This is a genomic window from Asaia sp. SF2.1 (assembly GCF_000505765.1).
GTDB lineage: Bacteria > Pseudomonadota > Alphaproteobacteria > Acetobacterales > Acetobacteraceae > Asaia > Asaia bogorensis.
This window is the reverse complement of sequence record NZ_AYXS01000042.1, coordinates 1-1,707: the sequence shown is the minus strand read 5'-3', so window position 1 is coordinate 1,707 and position 1,707 is coordinate 1. Positions and strand designations below refer to the sequence as shown.

Annotated in this window: 3 protein-coding genes; all 3 read right to left on the bottom strand. The window is 60.6% G+C overall.

The window, feature by feature from the left end; all coding sequences use genetic code 11:
• Window positions 1–8: 8 nt before the first annotated feature.
• Window positions 9–332 (bottom strand): hypothetical protein, encoded by a 324-nt coding sequence (locus P792_RS32240; protein ID WP_023979290.1) that lies wholly within the window; start codon window positions 330–332, stop codon window positions 9–11.
• A 53-nt stretch (window positions 333–385) separates the two neighbouring features.
• Entirely contained in the window at window positions 386–823 is a 438-nt protein-coding gene (locus P792_RS32235) for a hypothetical protein (RefSeq protein WP_023979466.1), read from the bottom strand.
• An 82-nt stretch (window positions 824–905) separates the two neighbouring features.
• On the bottom strand, window positions 906–1,707 hold an 802-nt coding region (locus P792_RS37705; RefSeq protein ID WP_023979465.1), incomplete at its 5' end, for a phage tail tube protein.

Genomic DNA, 1,707 nt, shown 5'->3' with positions numbered 1-1,707 from the left:
GCCATAGTTCATCCCTTCATGAACTGTTCGATATCCTCGGTGATCCTGCGGTTTCGATACGCCATGAAAACGCTATCCATGGCGCGGATCTGGTCCTCGATCCATGGCCGGTCGTCTTCCGAAACCGCATTGGCCTCACACCACCGTGCCAGCGCCTGCCAGGAGATACCGCCTGGGCGCGATACGCCCCGGATCTTGCCTATGGCAGCCCCGACCAGATCGGTGAGCCAGGCGCGATCGTGTTGCAAATCATGCCAGCCACGCCATGGGCGTTCGAGTGAGGGTGGGAGGGCAGGCTTGCTGGCGAGTATGGCTTCGCGGATCTCTGGCACCTCGTCAGGCCCCGTGAATGGGCCGTATTCGAGTTCCCAAGCCAGCGCCGCTGTCAGTTTCCCACCGCGTCCCGATGATCTTCGGTGCGCTGTTCGCCCACCTTGGCTGCAGCCGATATGGCAAGGGCGATCAGCATCGGATGCTCACCGCTTGCGAGCAGCTGGCGGAAGGCATCGATTCCGATTTCGGAGCCGTCGTCATTCTGCAGGCCATCCACATCAAGCACGCAATGTTCGGCAATGGCCTGACCCTGTGCCCTGTCATCTTCGGTCGGCGGCAGGCTCTCGGCAGTGTAGCGCGTGGCACCTGGCTGCAATGCGCGGTTGAGACGGCTCGCCACCGTATTCTTGAGGATATAGAGCGCGTCGCGATAACGCGGCGTGAAGCCGCGTGTGGTGATGAGGAACGTGTTGCCGGGCGGGCCGACCTCGATCGTTTCGCCCTCCTGCACACGGCTAGCATCGCGGGAAAGGGCAGAGAGTTTTGCCATGGTGTTGTTCTTCCTGTTTTTTGAGATAGGTCGTTTCAGAGCGGGGACATCGCCTGCGATGTTGCAAGCGAAGACCAGGCGATCAGGCCGGGAAAATGCTCAGGGCGAAGGTGCCGCCCCCCGGTCGCGGGTTGCCCTCGATGTCGAAGGTCGCAACGATCGTGCTGTTCTTCGATCCTGCATTGATCTGCGGGTTCTGCAGCGAGGCGTTATAGAAAGTCAGGCCGTAGCCATTGCCCTTTTTGTCCTTGAGCAGAACCTGAACCGCTCCCTGCCAGTCGTCCTGGAATTTCTGGTATTCGGTGCTGTCACGGAAAAAGAGCTGGATCTGGCCCGACACCATGAAACTGCCGGGCCGCTGCCCGACAGCTGCCACGCTGCCCATGGCGAAATCCTGCCCTGCGCCGTCGCGCGTGATTGTCAGCTGAAACTGACGGATCGGTGCCGTGACCCGTTTGCGATCCAGCCAGAGCGATCCCCATCCCTTGACCGGGTCGAGGACGAAACTGTCGGTCGGCGGCAGAAGGTCATTCGCAGGCGATGACGTCACGCGCTGCTCGTCGCGAAAATCGAGATCGGCAGAGAACGTCGCAAATTGGCCCTGGGCAATCGAGATCTGGATCTGCTTTACAAATCCGCCCGTTCGCACCAGCGTCTCATCGCCCAGCTGCTCGATGAAGGTGAGGCTGTTGAACGTGGCACCGTTGACGATGCGTGGACATTGTACAGAGGCCCCGGCATCGAGCAGACCTCTGCCTGTGGTAAAAACCCCCTCGGCAGGATCGAGGAAATCGCCGCGCGCCTCATACGGGAAAATGGCATCGATCTTATCGACAGGCGAGCGCAGGCGCACAAAACCGACCGACGGCAGCACGTTCCAGATC

What these genes read in the sequence shown, in the direction of transcription:
- P792_RS32235 (WP_023979466.1), bottom strand. Translation starts at nt 823, where the DNA reads ATGGCAAAACTCTCTGCCCTTTCCCGCGATGCTAGCCGTGTGCAGGAG.